Origin of the sequence: Fretibacterium sp. OH1220_COT-178 (assembly GCF_003860125.1) — a bacterium.
In the GTDB taxonomy this organism is placed as follows: domain Bacteria; phylum Synergistota; class Synergistia; order Synergistales; family Aminobacteriaceae; genus CAJPSE01.
The window spans coordinates 21201-27448 of record NZ_RQYL01000032.1 but is presented as its reverse complement, the minus strand read 5'-3'; the positions used below and the strand labels follow the sequence as shown (position 1 = coordinate 27448).

Genomic DNA, 6248 nt, shown 5'->3' with positions numbered 1-6248 from the left:
TTACCCCCTGCTGCCATTTCTCAATTAATCCCTTGACTTTTTCTAGCAGGTCTTCTTTGAAGGATTCTCTGTTCCATCATAACATGGGACTGTACATCCTAAGTCCAACCCTCTAGAGGCGTCTTTTTTCCGTACCGCTACCTCGGCCGAGCCGGGTCCCTTCCATACCACCTCAGCAGCTCGAGCGTCGCCTGGGTGGCGGCCAGCTCGCCGCGGACAACCCGCTCCTCGATATCCGCGCGGTGTTCTTTCACAGCCATACAGTCGTAGAAGTCCCGGAGCAGGTGGTCCTCCACCATGCTGTGGACCCAGGAGAGCACCTGACGCCGGCGGCGTTCGGCAAACGTGCCGCTCGCCTTCACCGTCTCCATGAAGCGTTCGACGACGCCCCAAAGCTCCGGGATCCCCGCATGGGTCAGGGCGGAACAGGTGTAGGCATGGGTGACCCACCCCTCCGTCGCGGGCCTGAGGTAGTGCAGGATACGGTCGTACTCCACGCGGGTGGCCTCCGCCTTCATCACGTTGTTCCCGTCGGCCTTGTTCACCACGATGGCGTCCGCCAGCTCCATGACGCCCTTCTTCATCCCCTGGAGCTCGTCGCCCGCCCCGGTGATGACCAGCAGCAGAAAGATGTCCACCATGTCCCGCACCGTGACCTCGCTCTGCCCCACCCCAACCGTCTCGACCAGGATGACGTCGTACCCGGCGGCCTCGCAGAGCAAGAGGGTCTCTCGGCTCTTGCGCGTCAGGCCCCCCAGGGTCCCGCCGGAGGGCGAGGGCCGGATGAAGGCGTTCGGCTCGCGCGACAGGTTCTCCATGCGCGTCTTGTCGCCCAGGATGCTGCCCTTGGTCACGCTGCTGCTGGGGTCCACCGCCAAAACGGCGACCTTGTGCCCCTCGCGGCAGAGCATCGTTCCCAAAGCCTCGATGAAGGTGCTCTTCCCTGCCCCCGGAACCCCGGTGATCCCGACCCGAACGGCCTGCCCCGTACGGGGCAGGACCCCGGCGATGACCTGCTGGGCGAGCTCGAAGTGCGCCGCAGCGTTGCTCTCCACCAGAGTGATGGCGCGGGAGAGGATGGTGCGGTCGCCCGCCAGCACGCCCTCCACGTAGTCCGAGAGCGTAAGCTGGCGGCGGCGCGGGGTCGGGCGCGACGGGGCGGCATAGTCCATCCCGTCATGGGCATCGTCCACGCCGCCCATGACGCGAGTGGCAAACTCCCCTCCGGCCCCGTCCGGCACCCACTCGGGCTTACCCGAAGAGTGAAACTTTTCATTGCACATTGATTCAACGGGCTCCAAGGATTGAGCAGAAATGCTATTTATATTCGAGTTCAAAAAACGCCCTCCTATTCCGTTGATCAATCATTCGTAGACTAGGCGGCTTTTGCAAACCGCAGCGAAGGCGTACAACGGTACGTCGAGCAAGGCGAGCAAAAACAACGACGTATACGGGTGATTGATCGATGGAATTACCCGAAGACACGTCGGTTCAGCTCCTCCATGACCCTCTTGGCGGAGACGGGGATGACCGTCCCGGGCCCGAAGATGGCGGCCGCTCCGTGTTCGCGCAGGAACTCGTAGTCCTGAGCCGGAATGACCCCGCCGATGACGACGATGATGTCCTCGCGTCCGCGCTTGCGCAGCTCCTCCACCAGCTGGGGCAGCAGCGTCTTGTGTCCTGCGGCGAGGGAACTCATCCCGACGATGTGCACGTCGTTGTCCACCGCGTCCTGCGCCGCCTCGGCGGGCGTCTGGAAGAGCGGCCCGATGTCGACGTCGTAGCCCATATCCGCGAACGCCGTGGAGATGACCTTGGCGCCGCGGTCGTGGCCGTCCTGACCCATCTTGGCGACCATAATGCGGGGCCTGCGGCCCTCCTTCTCCGCAAACGCGTCCGTCATCGCGCGCACCTCGGCGATGATCTCCTCGTCCGCAAACTCGCTGCTGTAGATTCCGGATATGGACCGGATGATGGCCTTGTGGCGGCCGCAGACCTTCTCCACCGCGTCCGAGATCTCCCCCAGCGAAGCGCGGGCGCGCGCGGCGTCCACCGCCAGCTCCAGCAGGTTGCCCTCCCCCGTCTCCGTGGCCTTCGTGATGGCATCCAGGCAGGCCTGGACCTTCTCGGGATCGCGGATGGCGCGCAGCTTCTCGAGCCGCGCGATCTGGGCCTGACGGACGGCCGTGTTGTCGACCTCCAGGATCTCCAACGGGTCCTCCTTCTCCAGACGGTAGCTGTTGACCCCGACGATCTCCTCCTTGCCGGAGTCGATGTGGGCCTGACGGCGCGCGGCCGCCTCCTCGATGCGCATCTTGGGCAACCCCGTGTCGATGGCCGCCGCCATGCCGCCCAGCGCCTCGACCTCCTGGATGTGGGCCCAGCTGCGGCGGATCAGCTGGTCCGTCAGGGCCTCCACGTACCAGGAGCCGCCCCACGGGTCGATGACCTTGCAGACCTTCGTCTCGTCCTGGATGTAGAGCTGCGTGTTGCGCGCGATGCGCGCGGAGAAGTCCGTCGGCAGGGCAATGGCCTCGTCCAGCGCGTTGGTGTGCAGGGACTGCGTGTGCCCCAGCGCGGCCGCCAGCGCCTCGATGCAGGTGCGCTCCACGTTGTTGAACGGGTCCTGCTCGGTGAGGCTCCAGCCGGACGTCTGGCAATGGGTGCGCAGCGCCATGGACTTGGGGTTCTTGGGCCCGAACGTCTTGACGATCTTGGCCCAGAGCATCCGCGCCGCGCGCATCTTGGCGACCTCCATGAAGTAATTCTTGCCGATCCCCCAGAAGAACGACAGGCGCGGGGCGAACGCGTCGATGGAGAGGCCGGCCTTGGTCCCGGTGCGCAGGTACTCCAGCCCGTCCGCCAGCGTGTAGCCCAACTCGATGTCCGCCGTGGCCCCCGCCTCCTGGATGTGGTAGCCGGAGATGCTGATGCTGTTGAACTTGGGCATGTACTTCGAGGTGTAGGAGAAGATGTCCCCGATGATGCGCATCGAGGCCTTCGGAGGATAGATGTAGGTGTTGCGGACCATGAACTCCTTGAGGATGTCGTTCTGGATGGTCCCGGTCAGGACGGACTTGTCCACGCCCTGCTCCTCCGCGGCCAGGATGTAGAAGGCCAGGACGGGAAGAACGGCGCCGTTCATGGTCATGGAGACGGACATCTGATCCAGTGGGATGCCCGAGAACAGGATCTCCATGTCCAGGATGGAGTCGACCGCTACGCCGGCCTTGCCCACGTCCCCGACGACGCGCGGATGGTCGGAGTCGTAGCCGCGGTGCGTCGCCAGGTCGAAAGCGATGGAGAGCCCCTTCTGTCCTGCGGCGAGGTTTCGCCGATAGAAGGCGTTGCTCTCCTCGGCCGTGGAGAAGCCGGCGTACTGGCGCACCGTCCAGGGGCGCGTGACGTACATGGTCGGATAGGGCCCGCGGAGGAACGGCGGGAGCCCCGGCATGTCGTAGGCGAGGTGGGGCAGTCCGCAATTGTCCGCCTCCGTGTAAAGGGGCGCGACGTCGATCTGCTCCATCGTATGGAAGAACATCTCGTCCGGCGTCCTGCCGGTCTCCTCCCGGAAACGGCGCTCCCAGGCCTTGGCGTCCAGGGCCGCCCCCGCCTCGGTACTCTGGAGGGCGATCTGGGTGAAATCGGGATTCGCGTGCTTGCTCGGGCTCATCTAAAACATCCCCTTCGCTCTCTGAAATCCGGTCAGCGTCTCCAGACAGTTGGAACGGACGCTGATAAAGTCGTCCACGCCCGCTTCGAGATAGGCGTCCTTGCACTCGGCGGCCGGCGCTCCGGCCAGATAGACGCCCATCCCCGGCCGCTTCTCCTTGATGGCCCGGGCCAGGGGCGGAACCAGCTCCGGATAGGTGGCGTCCGTGGAACAGATCACGGCGATGTCCGCCCCGCTGGCCGCCGCGGCGGCAGCGCACTCCTCCGTCGTGGCGAAGCCGTCGTTCCGGAGGATCTCGAAGGCGGCCACCTCCATGAAGCTGGATATGAAATCGGCGCGCGCCTTGTGCTGTGGGATCGGCCCCATGTTCGCCAGGAAGACCTTGAAGTTGTCCCCCTTCTCGGCCACAAAGGCCTCCGTGCGGCGGCGCATGGCCTCGTACTGCTCCGTCCAGCGATGCGGCGGAACGGGCTCGACGGAGAGCCCGTCGGAACCGGCGCCATTCAGGGCAGAACGCAGCTCGCCGAGGGTGGCCCCGGCGGCCGCGGCGGCGGACGCCGCCGCTCCGGTCCGCGCCGACGCCAAGACCTCAAGGGTCCGCTTCACCGCCCCCTCGTCGCGGGACGCACGATGGCGTCGGACCGCTTCGGTCCGCACGGCACGCAGAGCCGCCCAGTCCGGCTCCGCGAACTCGGGCAGGGACTCCGCGGGGTTGGGGTACATGTTGGTGCCCACGGCGCGGTCGGAGCGCTGGGCAAGCCGCTTGAAACGCTGCTGCAGCATGGCCTGGACGTCGTGCTGGATGGCGCCCTCGCAAACGCCCTTCAGGAAGCCGCCCTCCGCCTCCACCTTCTGCAGCGCCTCCCAGACCTTCCGGGCCAGCTCGTCCGTCAGCCTCTCCACGTACCAGGAACCGCCCGCGGGGTCCGTCGGCTGGAGCAGGTTGAACTCCTTGCGGAGCATCACCTGAGCGTTGCGCGCGACGCGGCGGGAGAACTCCGACCCCGGCCGCAGCGCCTCGTCGAAACAGCCGACGGTCAGGCCGTCGACGCCGCCCACAACGCCGGAGAAGGCCTCCGTCGTGTTGCGCAGCATGTTCACGTAGGGATCGTACACGGTCTTGGTGAAGAGGGAGGTGCGGCCGAAGATCTCCGCCCGCTGTGCCTCCCCGTCGCCGCCGAAGCTCGAGGCGATCCGGGCCCAGACGCAGCGCGCGGCCCGGATCTTGGCGACCTCCATGAAGAAATTGGAGCCCAAGGAGAACTCGAATCGAAGCCGGCGGGAGAACTCCGCGACGTCGATGCCCCGCTCCTGAAGCGCCCGCAGGGTCTCGATGGCCGCGGTCATGGCGTAGGCGACCTCCTGAACCGCGCTGGCCCCCCCGTTGTGGAGGACGGAGCCCCGAATCAGGATCGTTCGCAGCGGGGTTTTCCGCTCACGGGCCCAGACGATCGTCTGCGTCATCTCGTCGAAAAGCGCGGCGAGGGAGGCCGGAAGGGCGCCCCGCTCCAGGAGCGCGGCGAGGGGATCCGCCCCCACGCACCCCGTGAGCTCGCCAAAGGGAATCTTCCTTTTCGCGGCAAGGGCGTCGAGCAGGGCGAGGAAAGGCAGTGCGGACACCCCCGCATGGATATAGAGGGGATGGCGGCCCGGCAGATCTTCGAGCAGTGCCTCCAGGTCCTCGAGGGAGGATACGGAGACCCCGGCGGCGACGGCCCCCTCCGCATCGGCATCAAGCCCCTCCAAGGTACGGCGGTCCAGGACGAGGGCGACGGTCGAGGCTCCGCGGTCGAGCTCGTGTACGATGGCCTTGTGGGCCTCCTCGGGCAGAGTCTCGTCGCAGAACTGAGCGACCTCCCAGGGACGCCGAAGGTTGCCGGACGCAGAGGCTCCGCGCAGGGGATAGGCCCCCGGAAAAGCCCGGGGTGCCTCGAGGTCCCGGGTATCCGCGTTCGTGTAGAGAGGGTTGAGCGTAATCCCCTCGTAGGTGGAGGTGAACATGCTCTTCTCGAAGGGCGCCCCCTTCAGGGCCGCAACGGCCGCCTCCTTCCAAGCCTCGTAGCTCGACGGGGCGAACTCGCCAAAATCGACCTCGGGCAGGGGCATCGGGGCTGACGCAGACTCGGCACAATGGTGCCCGTCCTCCGATTGCCTTACCTTTTCGTTGCTCATACAGACATTCCTCCCGTTCGTGATGCTGGAGCGCTAACACACATTTCCGGGAAGGCCTTACTCCCTCCCGGAAACGCGCTCGCGGCGCAACCGAAGCCCCTCGTGCCCGAGCACGAAAAGAACCCGCTCCCCCGGCCGGTCTCCTGGCTCTCGTTCCTCCTAATGCCGCATCTTCCCATCGCCGGGCGACAGTGACGTCCTGCGGGGTCGTCCCGAGTTACAGTGGCGGGGCCGCTCCGGTCTTGCACCGGATTCCCTGGCTGCCGGGGTCCTCTCTGGTTTCTTCCATTATATCAAAGAGGCGCCGCAGGGCGCCGCAAACGTGCTTCGTCATCGAGAGAGGGACGGCAGCACGCTATAATGGACGAAAGTCCGTGAAGAATCACTCTCCGGGCTTCCGCAG

General features: G+C 65.9%; 3 protein-coding genes and 1 riboswitch. All 3 genes read right to left on the bottom strand.

What is annotated here, in order from left to right; translation table 11 throughout:
* Positions 1-137 precede the first annotated feature (137 nt).
* The 3 genes from meaB to EII26_RS11545 all read right to left on the bottom strand — a co-directional run bounded on the left by meaB (position 138) and on the right by EII26_RS11545 (position 5845).
* Positions 138-1283 (bottom strand): methylmalonyl Co-A mutase-associated GTPase MeaB, encoded by a 1146-nt coding sequence (gene meaB, locus EII26_RS11555; RefSeq protein ID WP_124889317.1) that lies wholly within the window; start codon positions 1281-1283, stop codon positions 138-140.
* Positions 1284-1471: 188 nt separating this feature from the next.
* Positions 1472-3673, bottom strand: a complete 2202-nt coding sequence (gene scpA, locus EII26_RS11550) for a methylmalonyl-CoA mutase (protein WP_124889316.1) — start codon at positions 3671-3673, stop codon at positions 1472-1474.
* Entirely contained in the window at positions 3674-5845 is a 2172-nt protein-coding gene (locus EII26_RS11545) for a methylmalonyl-CoA mutase family protein (RefSeq protein ID WP_199735202.1), read from the bottom strand.
* 116 nt (positions 5846-5961) lie between these two features.
* Positions 5962-6170: riboswitch (cobalamin riboswitch) on the bottom strand.
* Positions 6171-6248: the final 78 nt, after the last annotated feature.